Source organism: Agromyces agglutinans (assembly GCF_009647605.1).
Lineage (GTDB): Bacteria > Actinomycetota > Actinomycetes > Actinomycetales > Microbacteriaceae > Agromyces > Agromyces agglutinans.
This window is the reverse complement of record NZ_WJIF01000005.1, coordinates 198,726-218,244: the sequence shown is the minus strand read 5'-3', so window position 1 is coordinate 218,244 and position 19,519 is coordinate 198,726. Positions and strand designations below refer to the sequence as shown.

Genomic DNA, 19,519 nt, shown 5'->3' with positions numbered 1-19,519 from the left:
TGAAACCCGGTGCTCCCGCTCTTCCCTCATGACTCGGCCGGGCCTGTCACGAGCGTTGACCGGCCCGACCCCGCAGTTGTGACGGATGCCCGAACTCGCACGGACAGACCGCGAGCTCGATTCGGCGCTTTGCTGCGGGAGTCACAAGCGCGCCGCCCGATCGGTCGGAGTTGGTATCGCGTCCGCATCGGGTGGAGGTGATTCGAGAAGGGGAACAGTCATGTCAGAGCAGAAGCCGACCGTCGTGTTCGTGCACGGCGCATTCGCCGAGTCCGCCAGCTGGAACGGCGTCATCGCGGCCCTCTACGCCGAGGGCATCACCTCCGTGGCGGTCGCCAATCCGCTGCGCAGCCTGGCCGGCGACGCCGCGTACGTGCGCGACGTCATCGCCTCCGTCGACGGGCCGGTCGTGCTCGTCGGCCACTCGTACGGCGGCCTCGTGATCAGCGAGGCCTCCGCGGGCAACGACCAGGTGGTCGGCCTCGTCTACGCCGGCGCCTTCGTGCCCGAGCCCGGCGACAGCGCATTCTCGCTCTCGGCGAGCGAGCCGGGCTCCACGCTCGGCGACGCGCTCGACGCGCACCCGATCTCGACCGGCGGTGTGGAACTCGTGATCCGGCGCCCACTGTTCCGCGACCAGTTCGCGGCCGATGTGCCCGTGCAGGTCGCCGGCCTGATGGGCGCCACCCAGCGCCCGGTGACCGAGGCGGCCCTGAAGGACGCCGTGCAGGCGGCGGTTCCGGGCTGGAAGGACCGCCCGTCGTGGCACGTCTTCGGCAGCGACGACCGCAACATCCCCGTGGCGGTGCATCGCGCGGGCGCGGAACGCGCGGGTTCGCGCGGAACGACCGAGATCGCCGGAGCCTCGCACGCGATCAGCGTCTCGCAGCCCGAAGCGGTCGCTGCCACGATCCTCGACGCGATCCGCGGGGTGACCGAGAACCGAGCGGCCGCCTAGTCCGCAGGCCCGAGGCGGCGTGCGCGGGCGGATGGCCCGTGCCGCGCACGCACGGTCTCGGGGTCCACCGGAGCTTCTCGATGGGATCTTCCGGATGTCGTCACAACCCGGCGCCCGATCCGGTCAGAGTTGGCACGGACAGCCGACGCTTCTCGACCGACGGGCAGGATCAGAACATGGACGCGAACCTCGACGACGCGCTCGCCGCCTTCCAAGCCGTGCGTGGAAGGCTCTTCGGCATCGCCTATCGGATGCTCGGCAGCGCGACCGAGGCCGAGGACGTCGTCCAGGACGCGTGGGTGCGCTGGCAGGGCACCGACCGCTCGGCGGTGCAGGACCCTCCGGCCTTCCTGGCAACTGCGACGACCCGGCTCGCCATCAACGCGCTCCAGTCGGCGCGGGCGAAGCGCGAGACCTACATCGGGCCGTGGCTGCCCGAGCCGGTCGACACCAGCGAAGACCCGACCCTCGGCGCCGAGCGGGCGGAGGCGCTCGGATTCGCCGTCCTCGTGATGCTCGAGCGCCTCACGCCAACGGAACGGGCCGCCTACGTGCTGCGCGAGGCCTTCGCCTACCCGTACGAGCAGATCTGCGAGATCGTGCAGGTCTCGGAGACGGCGGCCCGGCAACTCGTCTCGCGGGCCCGGAAGCACCTCACCGGCGAACGCCGGCGTGATGTGCCGCGGTCCGAGCAGCGGCGGCTGCTCAGCGCATTCCTCGAGGCTGCGAAGACCGGCGACCTCGACGAGCTGGAGCACCTCCTTTCCGAGGACGTCATCTCCTACTCCGACGGCGGCGGGGTCGTGCGGGCTTCGAAGTTCCCGGTGGTCGGCCGGGAACGTGTCGCGAAGTTCGTTCGCGCCTTCCACACGCATTTCTGGGAAGGCGTCGACATCACCGAGTCCGAGACGAATGGCCAGGCGTCGGTGCTGCTCTCGAAGGGCGGCACGACCCTTACGGTCCTGACCGTGGTCGCAGGCGCCGGGGGCATCGAGCAGGTGCTCTGGATGATGAATCCCGACAAGCTCGGCGCTGTGAGCCTCCGTGCCGCCGTATGATCTGCCCGCTCGCCTGCGCGCCGCACTGAACCACGGCGACGAGCTGACGCTGGCGAGCATCCTGCACCGCGACGCGCGCATGGTCGCCGACTCCGGAGATGACGCCGGCGGAGAGCTGAGTGGTCGCGCCCGCATCATCCACGCCTTCGATGACCTCAAGCGGCAGCATCCGGATGCCTCGTTCTCCACGGTGCACGTCAACGGGCAGCCGGGCCTCTCGCTTCGGCGACGCAACGGCGAGGTCGTCGCCGTGCTCGGCATCGACGGCACGACGGCGATCGTTCGGCTGTGGCTCTGCACCTCGTCACTCAAGCTCGCCGGCTGGAATCGGCGCCGACCCGACATCGATTGACGAGTTCACGAAACCTCGTCACAGATCGGATGGGCGCCCGGTCAGGGCTTCATGACGGCAGCGGAATCGCCGCAGCCCCGACGGAAGGCAGTGAAGTCATGAAGATCGTCGTCATCGGAGGCACCGGCCTCATCGGATCCAAGGTCGTCGAGCACCTGACCGAGCACGGCCACGAGGCCGTCGCCGCGTCGCCGAACTCGGGCGTGAACACGATCACCGGCGAGGGCCTGCCGGAGGTGCTCGCCGGTGCAAGCGTGGTGGTGGACGTCTCGAACTCGCCGTCATTCGCCGACGCCGACGTGCTCGCGTTCTTCACCACGTCCACGACCAACCTGCTCGAGGGTGAGCGTGCCGCGGGCGTGACCCACCACGTCGCCCTCTCGATCGTCGGCGCCGAACTCCTGCCGAGCAGTGGGTACCTCCGCGCCAAGGTCGCCCAGGAGAAGCTCATCGAGGACTCGGGCATTCCCTACTCGATCGTGCGGGCGACGCAGTTCTTCGAGTTCGCCGGACGCATCGCCGACGAGGCGACCGTCGACGGCGTCGCACGGCTCAGCACCGGCCTCATGCAGCCGATTGCCGCTGCGGATGTCTCGGCCGCGGTCGCCCGGGTCGCCGCCGGCGATCCGATCAACGGCACCCTCGAGATCGGCGGGCCCGAGCGCTTCGGCCAGGACGAGTTCGTGCGCATGGGCCTCGCCTCGAAGGGGGACCCGCGCACCGTGATCGGCGACCCCGACGCGCCGTACTTCGGCACGAAGCTGACCGGTACCGAGCTCGTGCCGAAGAGCGCCGACGCGCAGCTGTCGACGACGACGTTCGCCGACTGGCTCGCCGCGCAGCCGGCGCCGGTGAAGTAGGCCGCCATGCGCATCGCGGTCATCGGCGGCACCGGCCTCATCGGCACGCGACTCGTCGCGCGGCTCGTGGCCGACGGCCACGCCGTCGTCGCCGCCTCGCGTGCGACCGGCGTCAACTCCTACACCGGCGAGGGTCTCGCGGAGGCCCTCGCCGGCGCGGAGGCGCTCATCGACGTCTCGAACTCCGACTACGTCGACGAGGCAGCCGCGAACGAGTTCTTCTACGGCTCGACGCTGAACCTGCTCACCTACGGCGCCGCGGCGGGAGTGCCTCACCACGTGGCGCTCTCGGTCGTGGGCACCGACCGGCTCGCTCGCACCGAGGGAGGCTACTTCGCCGCGAAGGCGGCGCAGGAGCGGCTCATCCGTCAATCGGGTCGACCGTACTCGATCGTGCACGCGACCCAGTTCTTCGAGTTCATCGCGAACATCGTGGATGCCGGCACGAATCGGAACGTCGTGCGCCTCTCCCGGGCGCTGTTCCAGCCGATGGCCGCCTCGGATGTCGCCGCGGCGGTCGCGGCGGTCGCGGTCGGCGCACCGGTGAACCGGGTCGTCGAGTTCGCGGGGCCCGAGCAGTTCCGACTCGAGGAACTCGTGCGGCGGCGGCTGCGCGACCGCAACGACCTGCGTGAGGTCCGAGTCGATCCGCTCGCACGGTACTTCGGTACCGACCTCGACGAGCGCGAACTGTTGCCCGGACCCGATGCCACGATCGCCGAAACCCGATACGAGGACTGGGTCGCCGACGGAGGAAGGCCGAACGTCGAGCTCGAGGGCCGGTTCGCGTAGCTCCACGCAACGACGGCCAGGCCCGCGCACTCCGATACGCCATGGGCCGAACGCCCGCTGAAAGGAACCTCCATGAAGACCACCGAAGCCGCCGCGACCCGCCGTTCACTCGAGGGGAAGGCGATCCTCGTGACCGGGGCGTCCTCGGGCATCGGCCGAGAGGTCGCGCTGGCGCTGTCGGCCGCCGGCGCGCGGGTCGCGATCGGCGCTCGTCGCGTCGACCGGCTCGAGAACCTCGTTGCGAGCGCGCACGGCGAAGTCCTGCCGCTCCAACTCGATGTCACCGACGCTGAATCCGTACAGCGGGCCGTCGGGGAGACCGTCGGACGCTTCGGTCGGCTCGACGCACTCGTCAACAACGCCGGCCTGATGCAGAGCGGTCTGATCCTCGGCGCCGACGTCCGCGAGTGGCAGCGCATGATCGACACGAATCTGCTCGGATCGATGTACGCCGTGCACGCCTCGTTGCCGCACCTCCTGGCGACGAAGGGTGCGGTCGTGCAGGTGTCGTCGACCGCTGCTCGTTCGGCCTCACTCGGCAGCGGGGTCTACGCGGCCACGAAGTTCGGCATCAGTGCCTTCTCGGAGTCGCTGCGCCAGGAGGTCACCCGACGGGGCGTTCGCGTGATCGTGATCCAGCCGGGCTTCGTCGACACGGAACTCACGAGCCACATCACCGACCCGATGATGCAGGCGGCCGCGGCCGACATCGCCGCATCGATGCGCACCCTGCGCCCCGAGGACATCGCCGAAGCGATCGTCTACGCCCTCAGCCAGCCGGAGCACGTCTCGGTCAACGAGATCCTCGTGCGGCCGACCGATCAGGTCCAGTGAGGCGGTGACGGTCGGCGGGCCCCGAGCGGGCTCGACCTCCGATCAACGGACGATCGAGTATCGGAGATGCGTGACGCCCGGCGCCTCGACGACCGACATCCGCTGCAGGTGCACCCTCTCGGGGAGGCTGGCGAAGAACCGAACGCCGTGGCCCAGCAGGATGGGGACCTGGTGGATGGTGAACTCGTCGAGGAGGTCGGCCTCGATGGCTGCGGCGATGGGAGCTGAGCCCATCAGTGCGTCACCTCTGCCGTGACGCAGTCCGCGTGCTGCCCGGGTATTGGGTCGCTACGCCTCGTCGCCGCTACGCCTCGTCGCCGAAGAACTCGAGCCGCAGATACCTCGGCGCCTGCACTCGCCACGCCTCCGTCACGAGCTCGGCGAGATGGTCGGCGTCGATGCGCGCCATGCGGAACGCAACCTTCGGCTCACCCCACGGCGTCGTCGCACCGAGGAAGACGTCGGGCGACATCTCGCGGAGCGCCCGTGCATCGATCGGATCGGCGACCTTCACCCCGACGACGAGTTCCGTCGCGATGATCTCGCGCGCGTCTTCGGGGATGCTCGGCCAGGGGTGGCACTCCCACGCATAGAGCTTGCCGCGCACGAACCAGGCCGATCCGCCGGTGGTCGCGCGTTCTTCGCTGCCGGGCAGCGGTGTTGCGATGCGGCGGAGATCGTCGAGGGTGGGCACGGCGGGAGCTTATGCGAGCCCACCGACGAGCCGGGCGACCCGAGCACTTCGCGCGCGGGATGATGGGGGCATGGTGTCCAACGAGACAGGAGCCGGCGTCACTGAGACGCAGGCCGACCGCCCGCCCATGAGGCGCCCCCAGCGCCCGCTCGCGGCCGTCGCCGGCACGCTGCTGATCCTCGGGTTCGGGTTCGCGATCTTCGGGTTCAGCCCTGCGCTGTTCGCGACGATGTACGCGGGCATGATCGCACCGTACGTCGCCATCCCGTACACGCTCGTCGCGATCATCGCCCGCGAGGTCAGCGCGAGACGCGGCACGCATGACGTTGGGACCGAGCCCCCGTATCGCGAAGATGCCATGGGCTTCACGATGTTCCGGCAGCGCGCCTCGTTGGTCAACGCCGTCGCGATGCTCGGTGCGCTGATCGTGGCGTTCGCGCTGTCGCTCTTCGCGGGCGGCGATGCGAGCGGCAGCCCGATCGACGGCGGCCTCATGACCATCGGCGCCTTCGCCGTCGTCGCGGGTGCCTTCGCCATCGTGGTGAACGTGCCGTCGATCTACACGCGGGCCGTCGTCCGTGCCGAGCGACATGCCATCCGGCACCGTACGGGCGCGTGGAAGCTGATCCTGGCCAACACGATCCTCACCACCGGGTCGTGGATCGCCTACTGCGGTTTCGGGATCCACTTCCTGATCGAGGTCGGCGGGATCTAGCGACGGATACCTCAGGCCACCGCCCTCCCACCGGTGCGCCTTGCTCGCACGCGTGCGACCTCTTCCACGCACCGGCGCGAGGAAGTCGCACGGCGGGGCCTTACGCGCCCGCCTCGCGCGGCGGATTGTGCATGAACTCGAAGCGGATGCCGTTGTCATCCTCGACGAACGAGGCGTAGTAGCGCTCGTTGAACCGCGGATAGAGCTTCGGCTCGCGTACGGCGGTCCAGCCGGCGCCGACTGCGATCTCGTGCAACTCGTCGACCTTCGCGCGGGAGTCGACGGCGAAGGCGAGGTGCTGCCAGCCGACACGTCCGTGGCGGTGCGGGCCGCCATCGGCCTCGCGCGCCGGGAAGAGGATCAGCTCCTCCTCGCCCAGGCTCCAGGCCACCGAACCGTCGGCGTCCTGCCGGGTGCAACCGAGCGCCTGCATCACCGGATCGAACTGGGTGATCGAGCGGGGTAGGTCGGCGACGCTGATGCCGAGGTGGTCGAAGAGGGGCATCCGGTCATCATATTCAGGAGCGGGGCCGGTTCGCGGCGCGTCACTCGACGTGCATGTGCCCGTCCGGCAGTCCGATGCGCGCGCTGGGTTACCGGTAACGCCGTGGGCGGAAATGCGCCATGATGGCTGCATGACTCGCCCGCATCCCGACCGTCCGGCGACGATCTACGACGTCGCGGTCGCCGCCGGCGTGTCTCACCAGACCGTGTCGCGCGTGCTGCGCGGGGTGGGGAGCATCCGCCCTGAGACGCGTGAACGGGTGCAGGCGGAACTCGCGCGACTCAAGTACCGGCCCAACGTCGGCGCGCGAGAGCTCGCCCGTGCGAGGCAGCGGCGCATCGGGGTGGTCGGTTACGAGACCTTCGAGTCCAGTACCAGCAAGGTCCTGCGCGGGGTCGACGAGGTCGCCGAACGCGCCGGGTACACGCTCGACATCGTGAACGTCGATCCGACCGGCGACGTCGCCGAGATCAGCGCCGCGCTCGAGTCGCTCAACGGCACGGATGTCGCCGGAGTCCTCGCGACGAGTCCGACCCGCAATGTGCGCGAGGCGCTCGAGCACGTCGAGTTCCGGATGCCGGTCTTCTTCGACGTCGCGGGAGACCAGGTGGCGGCGCACGACGACGAACCCGCGCGCAGCATCGCCGCCGGCCTCGTGATGTCCCACCTCGCCGACCTCGGGCACGAGCGGGTCGCCTTCATCGCGGGGCCCGAGCACTGGGACTCGGCGACCAATCGAGAGGCGGTCTACCGCGAACGCATGCTCGCGCTGGGCCGTGAGCCGATGGTCATCGGGCGCGGGGACTGGTCCGCGGCATCCGGTTACCGGGCAGCGCAGGCGTTCGACCCGGCCGAGGGTGCGACTGCGCTGTTCGTCGCCAACGACCGCATGGCGCTCGGCGCCCTGCGCGCACTCGCAGAACGCGGCATCCGCGTGCCCGAGGACGTGAGCGTTGCCGGCGTCGACGATATCCCGGAGGCGGCGTACTTCTCGCCACCGCTCACGACGGTGCACATCGACTTCACCGAGGGCGGTCACATCGCGGCGCGCAGCCTCATCAGCCTCATCGAGACTCCGGATGCCTCGCTGCCCGAGTATCCCGCGAGCGTGCTGATCGCGCGCGATTCCACGGCCCGCTTGGGTTGACGCCGCGGCGAGCTTCGTCGCTCGCGCTTGCGTACCAGCACCTCAGTCGCTATGTTACCGGTAACCGATCGGCAGTTACCGGTAACACGGTGCCTCGATCGGGCCGCGCATCTGTTCTCACGACAAGGAAGTTGATCCATGAACAGCAGACTCGCCCGTACCAGCGGGGTCGTCGCGATCGTCACCGCTGCCGCGCTGCTCGCAGGCTGCGCGCCCGCCTCGGGAGGCGATGCCGATTCCGAGCAGGTCACACTCCGCTACTGGTCGTGGGCACCGAACATCGCCGCGATCGTCGACGTCTGGAACGAGCAGAATCCCGATATCCAGGTCGAAGTGAACACCTCGACGGGCGCCAACGACATCGTCGCGAAGCTTTCCGCCGCGAAGGAGGCGGGCACGCTGCCCGACCTCTCCAACGCGACGTATGAGAACCTGCCGAACCTGGTCGTGAATGGGATCGCCGACGACATCACCGACGCGTTCGGCGAATACGAGGACCAGGTCGCGACCGCCGCGTGGGATCTGACGACGTTCGACGGCAAGAACTACGCCGTCCCCCAGGGCACGAGTCCGCAGTTCCTCTTCTATCGCACCGACATCTTCGAAGCGCACGGCCTGCAGGCGCCGACGACCTGGGACGAGTACGCCGAAGCCGCCCGCACGATCCACGCGGCCGACCCCTCGAAGTTCCTCGCCACCTTCCCCGCGAACGATGCCCAGCTGTTCGCCGCGCTCAGCCAGCAGGCGGGCGCCGAGTGGTGGTCGCAGGAGGAGGGTGCCTGGTCCGTCGGCATCGCCGACGACGCATCCGTCAAGGTCGCCGACTACTGGCAGGGACTCGTCGACGAAGGCGTCGTCGCGACGTTCAAGACGTGGACCCCCGAATGGCAGGCCGCCCTCGCCGACGGCACGCTCGCGAGCTGGCTGAGCGCCGTATGGGCGCCGCCGCTCATCGTGCAGAACGCACCTGAGACGGCCGGGCTGTGGGGCGCCGTGCGCATTCCGCAGTGGGACGCGAGCAACCCGGTCTCAGGTGTGCTGGGAGGGTCGGGGACCATCGTCACCACGGGAACGGAGCACCCCGAGGAGGCGCGCGAGTTCGCGATCTGGCTGAACAACAACGAAGACGCCATCAACGCCTACGTCGAGAACGCGAGCATCTGGCCGGCGAACCTCGCCGGTCGCGAATTGCCCGCGCTTCGCGACACGGTGCCGCCCGCGCTCGCCCCGAGCCAGACCGACTTCTACGACCTGGCCGCCGAGATCGACGACGAGACCGTCCCGGTCACGTGGGGACCTGACGTCGCGGTCGCATACAGCGCGTTCAACGATGCGTTCAGCACCGCGATCACGTCAGGCGGCAGCTTCACCGACGCCCTCGAGAGCGTGCAGGACACGGTCGTCGGCGACATGGAGAAGCTCGGCTTCACGGTCGAGTGAGCCGCGAGAGCGACGAGGTATCGACATCATGACGACCCCCATCCTCCCGACACGGGCCGAGCCGGAGGCGGCGCACGCCGACGCCCCGGCCGGGCCGGCCGGGCCGGCCGGCCGGCCGGAGGCCCGACGCCGGCTGCAGCCCGCCCTGGCGCCCTGGCTGTTCGTCGGCCCGGCGGTCGTGCTCGCGGCGGGCCTGCTGTTCGCGCCGCTCGTGTACACGCTGTTCCTGAGCTTCCACGGCCGCCGCGTCGAAGGGTCGGGGCTCGGCCTCGCCTCCGAGGTGTTCGTCGGCTTCGACAACTACATCCGGTCGCTCGGCGACCCCTCGCTGTACGCGTCCTTCGGTCGCATGCTGGTCTATGCGCTCATCGCCGTTCCCGTGACGATGGGGCTCGCGCTGCTGTTCGCCCTGCTGCTCGACCACATCGCCACCCGATTCACGCGCTTCTCGCGCATCGCGATCTTCGTCCCCTATGCAGTCCCCGGCGTCATCGCCGCCCTGATGTGGGGCTTCATGTACCTGCCCGGTGTGAGCCCGATCCGCGACGCCTTCGCGCTCGTCGGTCTCCCCGAGCCCGACCTCATGGACGGGGCATCCGTGTTCTTCGCCGTCGCGAACGTGACCATCTGGGGATCGATCGGATTCAACATGGTGATCCTCTACACGTCGCTGCGGGGCCTGCCGCAGGAGATCTACGATTCGGCGCGCCTCGACGGGTGCTCCGAGCGGCAGCTCGCGCTGCGCATCAAGCTGCCGCTCATCGTGCCCGGCGTGATCCTCACGGGGCTGTTCACGATCATCGGCGCGCTGCAGGTGTTCAGCGAGCCCAACATGATGATGACGCTCTCCAACTCGATCACCTCGGACTGGGTGCCCATGATGCTCGTCTACCGTGACGCGTTCGTCACCAACGATCTCTACGGGGCCTCGGCGACCGCGATCGTGATCACGGCCGTGACGCTCATCGCGAGCCTCGGGCTGCTCAAGGTGCTGCAGCGCCGTGCGTTCGGAGGCGAATCATGACCGCGGTGCACCCGCGCATGCGGCGCGACGCACAGGCTGCGCAGGACTCGATCGCCGGGCGGCGTCCGCAGCGGCCGCGAGGCGGGCTCGTGCCGACGGCGATCCTGCTCATCGGTGCGGTCTACTCGCTCGTGCCGGTCTACTGGCTGGTCTCCGCGGCGACCAAGGGTGCGGGCGAGCTGTTCACGACTCCGACGCTGATCCCGAGCTTCACCGGTGGGTTCATGCAGAACCTCACGGACCTCCTCGCCTTCAACGACGGCGCCTTCCTGCGCTGGAGCGGCAACAGCGTGCTCTACTCCGTGGGCGGGGCGCTGCTGGCCACCGCCGTCTCCGCGGCGGCCGGCTACGGCCTGGCGAAGTTCGAGTTCCGCGGCAAGCAGTTCGTGTTCACGTTCCTGCTCATCGGCGTGCTCATCCCCGGTGTCATCCTCGCGATCCCGCAGTACCTGCTGCTCGCGAAGATCGGCATCGCGGGTACGTACTGGTCAGTGCTGCTTCCGTGCATGATCAGCCCGTTCTCGATCTACCTCGCCCGCATCTACGCGGCCGCCGTCGTGCCCACCGAACTGCTCGAGGCGGGCCGCCTCGACGGGGCGAACGAGTGGCGTGTCTTCCGTTCGCTGGCGCTGCCGCCGATGGTGCCGGGGCTGATCACGATCTTCCTGCTGCAGTTCGTGGCGATCTGGAACAACTTCCTGCTTCCGTTCATCATGCTCAGCAAGGAGGAGACGTTCCCGCTCACGGTCGGCTTCTACTCGATGATGAACCAGGGCAGCGACCAGTTGAACGTCTACAACCTCGTGATCATGGGCTGCCTCATCGCGATCATCCCGCTCATCCTGCTGTTCCTCTTCCTCCAGCGGTACTGGCGCCTCGACCTCGTGAGCGGCTCGCTCAAGGGCTGATCGATCCGGCTCCCGCTGGTCGATCCGGCCCCTGGTCGATCCGGCCCCCCTGGTCGATCCGACTCGCCCACCGCGGGTCCACGCCGCCACCACCTTCCATCCGTACCGTCCCAACGACCGAAAGGCGCCACGTGCCGACCTCCGGCCCCTATCCCGTCATGCTCACGCCCTACGCCGAAGACGGCACCGTCGACTTCGACGCACTCGACCGGTACACCGACTGGCTCATCGAGCACGGGTCCGGCGGATTGTTCCCTGTCGCCCTCTCGGGGGAGATGTACGACCTCAGCGACGAGGAGCGGCTCGCGGTCGCGGCACGCGTCGTCGCGCGTGCCGCCGGCCGAGTTCCGGTCGCCGCCGCCGCCGTCGCAGCGGGCGGTGCCGACGACACCGCGGCGGCTGTCGGCCGCATGGCGGCCACCGAAGTGGACGTCGTCGTGCTCGTGACCTCGGTCGCGCTCGCCGAGGGCGACGACGAACGGATGCTGCGCACCGCGGTCGACCGTGCGCTCGCCGCCGTACCGGGCGTCGCATTCGGCATCTACGAATGCCCGCTGCCGTACCACCGGCTGCTCTCCGACGACACGGTCGCGTGGCTCGCCGCGACGGGTCGGTTCACGTTCTTCAAGGAGACCAGCCACGACGTCGACCGCATGGCCGAACGCGTGCGCCGCGCCATCGGCACGCCCATGCGCATCTACAACGCCGGCATCGAGAATCTCGCGGAGTCGGTGGCGGTCGGTGTGACGGGCATGTCCGGCTGGATCGCGAACGTCTATCCCGATGCCGTCGCCGAACTCACCGCGCTCGCCGAGGCGGAGGGACTCACGCCCCGCGTGCTCGAGCTGCAGCGCGCGCTCACCGAGGCCGAGCAGCGAATGGGGCCGACGTATCCCTCATCCGCGAAGCGGCTCGTGCGATTGCGCTCGGGCATCGCGTTCGGCGACTCCTCGCGCTGGCGGCCGGCGCCGGTCGACGGCGCCGAACTCGAACGGGTGCTCGCCGAGGCCGATGCGGCGATCGCCGGCGTGCGCGCCCGATGAAGACGGCACGGCTGGGCACCAGTGGGCTCGAGGTCTCCCGACTCTGCCTCGGCACGATGAACTTCGGCCGGCACGTCGACCGCGACGGTGCCCACGCGGTGCTCGACGCCGCACTCGCAGCGGGCATCAATTACGTCGACACGGCGAATCGGTACGGGACTCCTGCTCGGCCGCACGCGTCGGAGGAGATCGTCGGGGAGTGGCTGGCGAAGGGCGGGCGGCGCCGCGAACGCATCGTGCTCGCGACGAAGGTGTACGAGGCGACCGACGACTGGCCGAACCATGGCGGGCTCTCGGCGATCAACGTCCGCCGCGCGGCCGAGGCCTCGCTTGCACGCCTGCAGACCGATCGCATCGACATCTACCAGATGCACCATGTCGACCGCACGGTGGGCTGGGACGAGATCTGGGAGGCGTTCGATCTGCTGCGCGCCCAGGGTCGGATCGTCTACACCGGCTCGTCGAACTTCGCCGGCTGGCATCTCGCGATGGCGCAGAATGCCGCGCGGCGCCGCGGAACTCGCGGGCTGATCACCGAGCAGTCGGTGTACAACCTCACCCAGCGCAGCATCGAACTCGAAGTTCTGTCAGCCGCACGTGAACTCGGCATCGGCGTGGTGCCGTGGAGCCCGCTGGCAGGCGGCCTGCTCGCAGGCGTATCCGATTCGCCGGAGGCGGGGCGACGCGCGTCGGCCGAATCCACCGAACGGATGCGTCGTCACGATGCCGCGATCGCGGCGACGAGGGAACTCGCGTCCGACCTGGGAGTGAGCGAGGCCGTGCTCTCGCTGGCCTGGTTGCTCGCGCAACCCGGTATCGCAGCGCCCGTCATCGGCCCGCGCACGCCCGACCAACTGGAATCGCTGTTGCCCGCGGTCGAGCTCGAACTGGGCGCCGATGTGCTCGCACGCCTCGATACGATCTGGCCGGGACCCGGCGAGGCGCCGGAAGCGTACGCCTGGTGAACGGCCGGGGTGACGCTCGGCCGCACCTCACCGCCCCTCGAACGCCAACCTCCCCGCGAGCAGCACGTAGCTCGCCGCGAAGGTGCGCCGCAGCCACGCCATGACCCTCGGCCGCGTGATCACCCGGCTGCGCATGACGGCGGCGAACGTGCCGTAGAGCGCGAAGACGATGAACGTGACGATCATGAAGACGAGGCTCAACATCACCATCTGCAGGGCGGCATCGGGTGCGCCGGCTGGCACGAACTGGGGCAGGAACGCGACGAAGAAGATGGTGAGCTTCGGGTTCAGCACGTTGATGAGCACCGCGGTGCGGATGACGCGCCACGACGATGCCGGCGAGCTCGAGGCATCCACGACGATCGCCGACCGATCGCGGAGCGTCTGCCAGGCGAGGAAGAGCAGGTAGGCGACGCCGAGCCACTTGACGGTCTGGAACGCGATCGCGGAGGCGTTGAGCACGGCCGCGAGGCCGGTGAGCGCCGCGACCATGTGCGGGATCACCCCGAGCGTGCAGCCGAACGCGGCGACGATGCCGGCCTTCGTGCCCCGCGAGAGCCCGGCCGCGATGGAGTAGACCGCGCCGGTGCCCGGGGTGGCGACGACCACGAGCGTCGTCAGCAGGAAGGCGACGCTCATCGCGCCGGCTCCGCGAGCACGCGACCGCTGATGGCGAGTGCCAGCCGTCGCGGCAGGAACCGGACGAGCGTGCTCGTGAGCGCGTTGGCGCGACCCGACACGATGCTCGCCGGCGTGCGGCGGCCGTCGAGGCGGCGCAGGGCGAGTGAGACGACCTGCGAGGGGCTCTGGAAGCGGCCGACCGCCGCGTTCTCGGTGCCGACCACGTCGAAGAACTCGGTGCGCGTCGCCCCGGGGCTGAGCGTGAGCACGCGGAGCCCGGACTCCCGAGTCTCGTACGCGATCGCCTCGGTGAAGCTCAGCACGAACGCCTTGGATGCCCCGTAGACCGCCATGTCGGGGCACGGCTGGTACGCGGCCGTGCTCGCGAGGTTGACGAGCGCGCCTCGCCCGCTGCGCACGAGGTCGGGCAGGAACTCGCGCGTGAGCGCGACGACCGCGGCGACGTCGAGTTGCACCATCTCGGCGATGCGGGCCGGGTCTGCGTCGACGAACGCCCCCTTGACCCCGAAGCCGGCGTTGTTGATCAGCGTGTCGATGCGGATGCCTCGTTCCTCGAGTTCGCCGCGCAGCCTCGTGTGGGCGTCGGGCCGGGCGAGGTCGAGCGCGATCGGGGTGGCTCGCACGCCGTGTTCGCGCTCGATGCGCTCGGCCAGTTCGCGGAGGCGCCCGTCGCGTCGGGCGACGAGCACGACGTCGGCGCCGCGCTGGGCCAGTTGCGTCGCGAAGGACGCGCCGAGTCCCGAGCTGGCGCCGGTGACGAGCGCGGTGGTTCCGGTGAAGTCGATGGTCATGACCGCAAATGTAGACAGTGACAGCATTGTTGTCAATGTCTACTTTTCGATAGGCTGCACCCGTGACCGACCGCGCGTACCACCACGGCAACCTGCGCCAGGCGCTGCTCGAGCGCGCTTGGGACACCATCGACGGCGACGGCCTCGACGCGCTGTCCCTCCGGCAGCTCGCGCGCGACGTCGGGGTGAGCCACGGGGCATCCGCCCGCCATTTCGCCGACCGCGCCGCCCTGCTCGACGCCCTCGCGGTGGCCGGCTTCGAACGGATGAACGCCGAGCTCGCCGCCGCGGTGGCGAGCCAGACCACGTCGGCCGGGCGGCTTCGCGCCGCCGGCCTCGCCTACATCGGCTTCGCGGTCGAGCACCCGGCGATCCTCGACCTCATGTACCAGGCGAAGCACCACGTGGATGCCTCATCGCAGCTCGTCGAGATCAGCCACGCGAGCATGGCCGCCGTCGCCGCGCTCGTCGCCGAAGGGCAGGCGCAGGGCGAGATCCGGCCGGGCGACGTCGAGCGGCAGTCGCTCGTGGTGTTCGCTGCGGTGCACGGCGTCGCGGCGCTCGCCACCGACGACCTGCTCGACGGCGTCTCCTGGCGCGAAGCCGCCGAGGCGACGATCGACGTGGTGCTGGGTGCGCTGAGCGACGCGCCTGAGCCGTCTTGACGATCACGTCGACCGGCGGCGAAGCTGGCCCCGTGGCCACCGAACCCGAGACCGAGTCATCCGTCGAGTCCTCCGCCGCGCTGACGAAGCCGAGCGGCGAGGCCGCCGCGCCGTCCACGTCGGATGCGGTCGCACCGCGCGTTCGCATCCGATGGGGCTGGTTCCTCGCGTGCATCGTGCTCGGCCTCTCATCGATCACCGTCGGATGGTTCCTCGCCGACCCGGCCGACCGCCTCGGCTATGTCGGCGGCGTGCTCGCCGGCGTCGGCACCACGCTCCTGCTCGTCGGCGTCGTCGTGCTGCTCGAGCGGCGCATCCTCGACACGGCGGTGCGGGTGGTTCGCGACGCCGCGACCGAGGCCCGCCTGCGCGACGAGGCCGCGATGCGCGCCCAAGCGCGCGACCTCGAGGAACGTGTCGCCGAGGTCTGGCTCGCCGAGAAGCCGGAAGAGGCCGCGGTGCAGATGCGCCGCATGATCGACGAGTTCACGCAGGGCGTCGTCGACGGCACCACCCGCGCGAAGCGCTGACTCACACGGCTGCCTGCCGACAAGCGGCCGGCATTCCGCCGGGGGTGCAGGGCTCGCGGTCGGCGGTGCGGGGCGCCAAGCTGGGACTCATGGCGATCTCCGACGATGACCTCATCCACCTGCGCCGCACGGTCGAGCTCGCGCGAGAAGCCGCCGACGCGGGCGACGGCCCGTTCGGGTCGGTGCTCGTCGACGGCGAAGGGGTCGAGCGGTTCGAGGACCGAAACCGCGAAGTGAGCGCCGGCGACGAGACGAGGCATCCGGAATTCGAGATCGCGCGCTGGGCGGCGGCGCACCTGACCGCCGAGGAGCGCGCGGCGGCCACCGTGTACACGTCGGGGGAGCACTGCCCGATGTGCTCGGCGGCGCACGCGTGGGTCGGGCTCGGGCGGATCGTGTTCGTCGCCTCGTCGGAGCAGATCTCCGCCTGGCGACGGGATGCCGGCGCCGGGGGCGGGCCCGTCGCGGTGCTTCCGATCACGACCGTCGCGCCCGGCCTGCCGGTCGACGGGCCGGTCGACGCGCTCGTTCCCGAGGTGCGGGCGCTCATCGAGGCTGCCGCCGAACCGCAGTAGCGTCGCACCATGGGCAGAACCGATTTCGCGAGCCTCCTCATCCACCGCGACCGCGAGGTTGTCTTCGCGGCCCTCACGAGCTCCGATGCACTGCTCTCGTGGCTACCGCCGAAGGGCATGCACGGCCGGTTCGAACGCTTCGACCTGCGCAGCGGGGGGAGTTATCGCCTCGTGCTGACCTACGAGGAGGCCTCCGACTCGCCGGGCAAGTCGTCGGCGGACTCGGATGTCTCGGAGGTTCGCATCCCGCGGGTCGACCCGGGTGAGCGGGTCGTGCAGGAGATCGAGTTCGAGTCGGATGATCCGTCGTTCCGCGGCACCATGCTCATGGAGTGGCGGCTGCGCACGGTCGACGGGGGAACGGTCGTCGAGGTGGAGGCGAGCGAGGTGCCCGACGGGATCCGGGCCCGGGATCACGCCGAGGGCATCACGTCGTCGCTGGCGAACCTGAGCGCCTACCTCGAGCCGTAGCGGCCACGAGCCGTACGGGGAGGGCGCCCGGGACGGCGTCGCCTCACCCCGGCGGCCCGGTCGACGCCCGCTCGACGAGCGCGACCCGCAGCTCGGGTCCGGCGGTCGGCAGCGGGCGCTCCTCGACGGCGCTGAGCGCGAGCGCGGCCAGGTACCGGCCGAGCCCCACGGTATTCACGTTGATCGTCGAGAGTCGTGGCTCGAACATCGAGGCGAGCGGGGTGTCGTCGTGGCCGATGACGCTGAGGTCCGCGGGGACGGAGAATCCCAGGCGCACCGCGGCACCGACGATCGCCGCGGCGACATCGTCGTTGTAGGCCGCGACGGCGGTCACCCCGGCTTCGCGCCAGCGACGTACGGCCGCGCTCGCCGAAGCGTCGGTCAGCTCGAGGTCGGCGGTCGGCAGGGCGCCGAGGCCGAGCTCCGCCGCCGCCACGTTCGCCCGCCGGCGCCGCAGCGCGACGAGGTCGGCGATGCGGGGGTCGGCGGAGCCGGCGAACGCGATGGTGCGGTGCCCGAACTCGTGCAGGTGCCGCACCTGCAGCAGCGGCCCGTCTTCGGAGTACTCCTCCTCGCCCATCGGAGCGTCGGGATCGGGAATGAGGCGCGTCACTCCGGCCGCGCGGATCGATTCGACCTGGCCGGGCGCCCATGACGCCATGGCGAGCACGACGTCGGGCTGCAGGATCTCCCACAGCGGGCGCGATTGGCCGGTCGGATGCGGCGTGTACGTGATCAGGGCGTAGCCGGCCTCGTCGAGCGCGAGCGACGCCTCCTCGATGTTGCGGCGCAGGTTGAAGTCGAGCGGCCAGTCGGGGAGCACGAGCAGCACGATGCGGCTGCGCCCGCTCGCGAGGGCTCGGGCGGCGATGTGGGGTCGGTAGCCGAGGCGCTCGGCCTCGTCGAGCACGCGCCGGCGCGTCGCGGCGGAGATCGTCTGGCCCGGGGTGTCGTTGAGCACGAAGCCCACGGTGGCGCGCGAGATGCCGAGTGAGCGCGCGATGTCGGCCGCGGTGACCCGGCGGGTGCTCGTCGTCTGCGACATCGGCTGCCTCCCATGATCGCGCCACTTGCGCGCGCTAGTCACCCAATGTAGCATTCGAGACGATTCGCTAGCACGCGCTAGTTACCCACGAGTCCCTCACCGACAACGGAGTCCCCATGAGCCCGACCGACCGCGACGACGAGCCGATCGTCACCCCCGCCGCTGCGCCGTTCCCGACCGCGATCGTCGAACCCGAGGCGATCGCCGACCGGCACGCCGAGCCCGGCGATCCCGCCGACCTTCCCAAGGTGAACGCCCGCTACATCTGGTTCATGGTGCTGGCGCAGTTCGGCGTCTTCATGGCCTTCATCACGCCGCTCGCCATCTCGCTCTCGATCCGCGTGAATGAACTCGCTCCCGGCCAGGAGGAGGTCCTCGGTTACATCACCGGTGCCGGCGCCCTCTTCGTCATGCTCACCGCGCCGTTCATGGGCATCTGGAGCGACCGCACCCGCACGCGCATCGGCCGTCGCCGACCGTTCATGATCGGCGGCATGGTCGTCGGCGTCATCTCCCTCATCGTGATGGCGCTCGCGCCGAGCACGCTCGTGCTCGGCTTCGGCTGGGTGCTCGCGCAGTGGGGCTGGGGCACCGTGCTCAGCAACCTGCAGATCTCGACCGCCGACCGCCTGCCCGAGGAACAGCGCGGCAAGGTCGCCGGGCTCACGGGGTTCGCGACGCAGGTCGCGCCGGTCTTCGGGGTGATGCTCACGTTCGGGGTCACCGGCAACGCGCTGCTGCTCTTCCTCATCCCGGGCCTCATCGGGGTCATCCTCGTCACGCTCTTCGTCACCCTCGTGCACGAAGACGACAGCCGGGCCCTGCCGAAGGACACGCTGACCATCGGCGGGCTCCTGCGCAAGTACCTCTACAACCCCGCGCAGTACCCCGACTTCTCGTTGAACTGGCTCGGCCGCTTCCTCTTCTACTTCGGCCTCACCCTGAACACGACGTTCACCGCGTTCTTCTTCGCGAGCCGCCTCGGCATCGGCGTGACCGAGGTCGGGGGGATCATCGCCGCGCTCGGCGGTGTCGGCGTGCTCGCCGTCACCGCGGGCGCGCTCGGCGGCGGGTTCCTCTCCGACCGCCTGCGCCGCCGCAAGGTGTTCGTGCTCGGCGGCGGCGCGCTGATGGCCGGCGGCATGGTGCTCATGGCGCTCACGACCGACCTGCCCGCGCTCATCGCCGGGTCGCTGATCGTCTCGGCCGGCATCGGCATGTTCTCGGCCGTCGACCAGGCCCTGCTGCTCGACGTGCTGCCCGAGAAGGCCACCGACGCCGGACGGTTCATGGGCATCACCGGCTTCGCCACCTCGATCCCGCAGTCGGTGGCGCCGCTCGCCGCATCCGCGATCCTGCTCGTCGGCGTCACCGGCGACGCGAAGAACTACTCGCTGCTCTACCTCGTCGCCGCGGGTCTCGTGCTCGCCGGCGGCCTCGTCGTCCTGCGCATCCGCTCGGTGCGCTGAACCGCGGCACCGCCGACCCCTCCAGAATCGCGACCA

24 protein-coding genes are annotated in these 19,519 nt (G+C 70.0%); 18 read left to right on the top strand and 6 right to left on the bottom strand.

The window, feature by feature from the left end; genetic code table 11:
* The first annotated feature begins 220 nt into the window (after window positions 1-220).
* From GE115_RS11020 to GE115_RS10995, 6 genes are all read left to right on the top strand, one after another.
* Window positions 221-958: an alpha/beta fold hydrolase gene (locus tag GE115_RS11020; RefSeq protein WP_153684830.1), complete on the top strand. Its 738-nt coding sequence runs from the start codon at window positions 221-223 to the stop codon at window positions 956-958.
* A 176-nt stretch (window positions 959-1,134) separates the two neighbouring features.
* The gene (locus GE115_RS11015) at window positions 1,135-2,016 is read left to right on the top strand and encodes an RNA polymerase sigma-70 factor (RefSeq protein ID WP_153684829.1); all 882 of its coding nucleotides are present in this window, start codon (window positions 1,135-1,137) and stop codon (window positions 2,014-2,016) included.
* Window positions 2,003-2,368, top strand: coding sequence for a sigma-70 family RNA polymerase sigma factor family protein (locus GE115_RS11010; protein ID WP_153684828.1), 366 nt, complete (start codon window positions 2,003-2,005; stop codon window positions 2,366-2,368). The genes GE115_RS11015 and GE115_RS11010 overlap by 14 nt, the downstream gene beginning before the upstream one ends.
* A gap of 98 nt (window positions 2,369-2,466) precedes the next feature.
* Window positions 2,467-3,228, top strand: a complete 762-nt coding sequence (locus tag GE115_RS11005) for an SDR family oxidoreductase (protein WP_153684827.1) — start codon at window positions 2,467-2,469, stop codon at window positions 3,226-3,228.
* A 6-nt stretch (window positions 3,229-3,234) separates the two neighbouring features.
* Window positions 3,235-4,020, top strand: coding sequence for an SDR family oxidoreductase (locus GE115_RS11000; RefSeq protein ID WP_153684826.1), 786 nt, complete (start codon window positions 3,235-3,237; stop codon window positions 4,018-4,020).
* Between the two features lie 72 nt (window positions 4,021-4,092).
* Window positions 4,093-4,854 carry an SDR family oxidoreductase gene (locus GE115_RS10995; protein WP_153684825.1) on the top strand — a complete coding sequence of 254 codons (762 nt, stop codon included), beginning with the start codon at window positions 4,093-4,095 and terminating at the stop codon, window positions 4,852-4,854.
* Window positions 4,855-4,896: 42 nt separating this feature from the next.
* On the opposite strand, the gene GE115_RS10990 is transcribed toward GE115_RS10995, so the two are convergent.
* Complete coding sequence (locus GE115_RS10990; protein ID WP_153684824.1) at window positions 4,897-5,088, bottom strand: dihydrofolate reductase family protein; 192 nt, start codon at window positions 5,086-5,088, stop codon at window positions 4,897-4,899.
* A 70-nt stretch (window positions 5,089-5,158) separates the two neighbouring features.
* The gene (locus GE115_RS10985) at window positions 5,159-5,548 is read right to left on the bottom strand and encodes an MmcQ/YjbR family DNA-binding protein (protein ID WP_312855086.1); all 390 of its coding nucleotides are present in this window, start codon (window positions 5,546-5,548) and stop codon (window positions 5,159-5,161) included.
* A gap of 70 nt (window positions 5,549-5,618) precedes the next feature.
* On the opposite strand from GE115_RS10985, the gene GE115_RS10980 reads away from it, so the two are divergent.
* A complete protein-coding gene (locus GE115_RS10980) occupies window positions 5,619-6,263 on the top strand; it encodes a hypothetical protein (protein ID WP_153684823.1) in 645 nt (214 codons plus the stop codon).
* Between the two features lie 100 nt (window positions 6,264-6,363).
* Here GE115_RS10980 and GE115_RS10975 read toward each other — a convergent pair whose 3' ends face one another.
* A complete protein-coding gene (locus GE115_RS10975) occupies window positions 6,364-6,768 on the bottom strand; it encodes a VOC family protein (protein ID WP_153684822.1) in 405 nt (134 codons plus the stop codon).
* Window positions 6,769-6,898: 130 nt separating this feature from the next.
* Between GE115_RS10975 and GE115_RS10970 the strand changes: the two genes are divergently transcribed.
* The 6 genes from GE115_RS10970 to GE115_RS10945 all read left to right on the top strand — a co-directional run bounded on the left by GE115_RS10970 (window position 6,899) and on the right by GE115_RS10945 (window position 13,295).
* Window positions 6,899-7,915, top strand: a complete 1,017-nt coding sequence (locus GE115_RS10970) for a LacI family DNA-binding transcriptional regulator (protein WP_172979846.1) — start codon at window positions 6,899-6,901, stop codon at window positions 7,913-7,915.
* Between the two features lie 138 nt (window positions 7,916-8,053).
* Entirely contained in the window at window positions 8,054-9,355 is a 1,302-nt protein-coding gene (locus GE115_RS10965; protein WP_153684820.1) for an ABC transporter substrate-binding protein, read from the top strand.
* Between the two features lie 28 nt (window positions 9,356-9,383).
* Complete coding sequence (locus tag GE115_RS10960) at window positions 9,384-10,379, top strand: carbohydrate ABC transporter permease (RefSeq protein WP_153684819.1); 996 nt, start codon at window positions 9,384-9,386, stop codon at window positions 10,377-10,379.
* Window positions 10,376-11,287, top strand: a complete 912-nt coding sequence (locus tag GE115_RS10955) for a carbohydrate ABC transporter permease (RefSeq protein ID WP_246190705.1) — start codon at window positions 10,376-10,378, stop codon at window positions 11,285-11,287. The genes GE115_RS10960 and GE115_RS10955 overlap by 4 nt, the downstream gene beginning before the upstream one ends.
* A 131-nt stretch (window positions 11,288-11,418) precedes the next feature.
* Entirely contained in the window at window positions 11,419-12,330 is a 912-nt protein-coding gene (locus tag GE115_RS10950) for a dihydrodipicolinate synthase family protein (protein ID WP_153684818.1), read from the top strand.
* The gene (locus GE115_RS10945) at window positions 12,327-13,295 is read left to right on the top strand and encodes an aldo/keto reductase (RefSeq protein WP_153684817.1); all 969 of its coding nucleotides are present in this window, start codon (window positions 12,327-12,329) and stop codon (window positions 13,293-13,295) included. The genes GE115_RS10950 and GE115_RS10945 overlap by 4 nt, the downstream gene beginning before the upstream one ends.
* Before the next feature lie 27 nt (window positions 13,296-13,322).
* Here the strand turns inward: GE115_RS10945 and GE115_RS10940 are convergent, their stop codons facing one another.
* Window positions 13,323-13,934, bottom strand: a complete 612-nt coding sequence (locus GE115_RS10940; protein WP_153684816.1) for a LysE family translocator — start codon at window positions 13,932-13,934, stop codon at window positions 13,323-13,325.
* Window positions 13,931-14,728, bottom strand: coding sequence for an SDR family NAD(P)-dependent oxidoreductase (locus tag GE115_RS10935; RefSeq protein ID WP_153684815.1), 798 nt, complete (start codon window positions 14,726-14,728; stop codon window positions 13,931-13,933). The genes GE115_RS10940 and GE115_RS10935 overlap by 4 nt, the downstream gene beginning before the upstream one ends.
* A 62-nt stretch (window positions 14,729-14,790) precedes the next feature.
* Here GE115_RS10935 and GE115_RS10930 point away from each other — a divergent pair, with 62 nt between their 5' ends.
* The 4 genes from GE115_RS10930 to GE115_RS10915 all read left to right on the top strand — a co-directional run bounded on the left by GE115_RS10930 (window position 14,791) and on the right by GE115_RS10915 (window position 16,969).
* A complete protein-coding gene (locus GE115_RS10930) occupies window positions 14,791-15,393 on the top strand; it encodes a TetR/AcrR family transcriptional regulator (RefSeq protein WP_312855085.1) in 603 nt (200 codons plus the stop codon).
* Between the two features lie 32 nt (window positions 15,394-15,425).
* On the top strand, window positions 15,426-15,923 hold the full coding sequence (locus tag GE115_RS10925; protein WP_153684814.1) for a hypothetical protein: 498 nt from the start codon (window positions 15,426-15,428) through the stop codon (window positions 15,921-15,923).
* 89 nt (window positions 15,924-16,012) lie between these two features.
* On the top strand, window positions 16,013-16,498 hold the full coding sequence (locus GE115_RS10920; RefSeq protein ID WP_153684813.1) for a nucleoside deaminase: 486 nt from the start codon (window positions 16,013-16,015) through the stop codon (window positions 16,496-16,498).
* A 9-nt stretch (window positions 16,499-16,507) separates the two neighbouring features.
* A complete protein-coding gene (locus tag GE115_RS10915) occupies window positions 16,508-16,969 on the top strand; it encodes an SRPBCC domain-containing protein (protein ID WP_153684812.1) in 462 nt (153 codons plus the stop codon).
* 43 nt (window positions 16,970-17,012) lie between these two features.
* Here the strand turns inward: GE115_RS10915 and GE115_RS10910 are convergent, their stop codons facing one another.
* Window positions 17,013-18,014 (bottom strand): LacI family DNA-binding transcriptional regulator, encoded by a 1,002-nt coding sequence (locus GE115_RS10910; RefSeq protein WP_153684811.1) that lies wholly within the window; start codon window positions 18,012-18,014, stop codon window positions 17,013-17,015.
* A 116-nt stretch (window positions 18,015-18,130) separates the two neighbouring features.
* Here GE115_RS10910 and GE115_RS10905 point away from each other — a divergent pair, with 116 nt between their 5' ends.
* The gene (locus GE115_RS10905; RefSeq protein WP_153684810.1) at window positions 18,131-19,483 is read left to right on the top strand and encodes an MFS transporter; all 1,353 of its coding nucleotides are present in this window, start codon (window positions 18,131-18,133) and stop codon (window positions 19,481-19,483) included.
* The last annotated feature ends 36 nt before the right edge of the window (window positions 19,484-19,519 follow it).

Excerpts from the sequence above, each read along its gene's own strand:
- GE115_RS11020 (WP_153684830.1), top strand. The coding sequence starts at position 221 with ATGTCAGAGCAGAAGCCGACCGTCGTGTTCGTGCACGGCGCATTCGCC.
- GE115_RS11015 (WP_153684829.1), top strand. The coding sequence starts at position 1,135 with ATGGACGCGAACCTCGACGACGCGCTCGCCGCCTTCCAAGCCGTGCGT.
- GE115_RS11005 (WP_153684827.1), top strand. The coding sequence starts at position 2,467 with ATGAAGATCGTCGTCATCGGAGGCACCGGCCTCATCGGATCCAAGGTC.
- GE115_RS11000 (WP_153684826.1), top strand. The coding sequence starts at position 3,235 with ATGCGCATCGCGGTCATCGGCGGCACCGGCCTCATCGGCACGCGACTC.
- GE115_RS10995 (WP_153684825.1), top strand. The coding sequence starts at position 4,093 with ATGAAGACCACCGAAGCCGCCGCGACCCGCCGTTCACTCGAGGGGAAG.
- GE115_RS10990 (WP_153684824.1), bottom strand. The coding sequence starts at position 5,088 with ATGGGCTCAGCTCCCATCGCCGCAGCCATCGAGGCCGACCTCCTCGAC.
- GE115_RS10980 (WP_153684823.1), top strand. The coding sequence starts at position 5,619 with ATGGTGTCCAACGAGACAGGAGCCGGCGTCACTGAGACGCAGGCCGAC.
- GE115_RS10975 (WP_153684822.1), bottom strand. The coding sequence starts at position 6,768 with ATGCCCCTCTTCGACCACCTCGGCATCAGCGTCGCCGACCTACCCCGC.
- GE115_RS10970 (WP_172979846.1), top strand. The coding sequence starts at position 6,899 with ATGACTCGCCCGCATCCCGACCGTCCGGCGACGATCTACGACGTCGCG.
- GE115_RS10965 (WP_153684820.1), top strand. The coding sequence starts at position 8,054 with ATGAACAGCAGACTCGCCCGTACCAGCGGGGTCGTCGCGATCGTCACC.
- GE115_RS10960 (WP_153684819.1), top strand. The coding sequence starts at position 9,384 with ATGACGACCCCCATCCTCCCGACACGGGCCGAGCCGGAGGCGGCGCAC.
- GE115_RS10955 (WP_246190705.1), top strand. The coding sequence starts at position 10,376 with ATGACCGCGGTGCACCCGCGCATGCGGCGCGACGCACAGGCTGCGCAG.
- GE115_RS10945 (WP_153684817.1), top strand. The coding sequence starts at position 12,327 with ATGAAGACGGCACGGCTGGGCACCAGTGGGCTCGAGGTCTCCCGACTC.
- GE115_RS10940 (WP_153684816.1), bottom strand. The coding sequence starts at position 13,934 with ATGAGCGTCGCCTTCCTGCTGACGACGCTCGTGGTCGTCGCCACCCCG.
- GE115_RS10935 (WP_153684815.1), bottom strand. The coding sequence starts at position 14,728 with ATGACCATCGACTTCACCGGAACCACCGCGCTCGTCACCGGCGCCAGC.
- GE115_RS10920 (WP_153684813.1), top strand. The coding sequence starts at position 16,013 with ATGGCGATCTCCGACGATGACCTCATCCACCTGCGCCGCACGGTCGAG.
- GE115_RS10915 (WP_153684812.1), top strand. The coding sequence starts at position 16,508 with ATGGGCAGAACCGATTTCGCGAGCCTCCTCATCCACCGCGACCGCGAG.
- GE115_RS10910 (WP_153684811.1), bottom strand. The coding sequence starts at position 18,014 with ATGTCGCAGACGACGAGCACCCGCCGGGTCACCGCGGCCGACATCGCG.
- GE115_RS10905 (WP_153684810.1), top strand. The coding sequence starts at position 18,131 with ATGAGCCCGACCGACCGCGACGACGAGCCGATCGTCACCCCCGCCGCT.